The organism is Proteus sp. fly-1067 (assembly GCF_040139345.1).
In the GTDB taxonomy this organism is placed as follows: domain Bacteria; phylum Pseudomonadota; class Gammaproteobacteria; order Enterobacterales; family Enterobacteriaceae; genus Proteus; species Proteus vulgaris_B.
Map to the genome: position 1 here is coordinate 1 of NZ_JBEEUL010000305.1, position 506 is coordinate 506.

At 33.6% G+C, this 506-nt stretch carries 1 protein-coding gene; it reads left to right on the forward strand.

The genetic code is table 11. The features are described 5' to 3' along the window. On the forward strand, positions 1 to 328 hold a 328-nt coding region (locus tag ABN217_RS20535), incomplete at its 5' end, for a hypothetical protein (protein WP_349460050.1). Between the last annotated feature and the right edge of the window lie 178 nt (positions 329 to 506).

Genomic DNA, 506 nt, shown 5'->3' on the forward strand with positions numbered 1-506 from the left:
GCGTATTGATACGATTACAGAAATTGTAAAATTTTATGACGAGCAATCTGACATAGTAGTACCAGAAGCTCAGCTCACTGGAACAGAAGTTTTTTTAGAGCAGATGGATGTAGAAGGAAATGTACCATTGGAATTAGAGCTTACGCAGGTGGAAGGAAATCATTCACGCTTATCTACTGAACTTGCATCAGCTGATGTTTTAAATCAACAAATGTCTGAGTTTGAAAATGGTCATAATGGGACAAGTGTATTTACTGGCAAGCAAGTGGATCAATCTATAACTCGACAGCAATATAGCTGTGTTGGGATTTGTAGGGTAATGCATTAATTATTCAATAAGATAGAGCCATTTAAAATTAAGATGCTCATTCATTTCATGAGCATCTTTTATCGTAATTTTTATAGTTGGTTACTTTGATTTAAGAGTCTAATCATCAAGATTTAAGTTTTTAATTTTGATTTTTCCATACAGTGAAGTATAAAATCACACCGAAAAACCTTTCTCG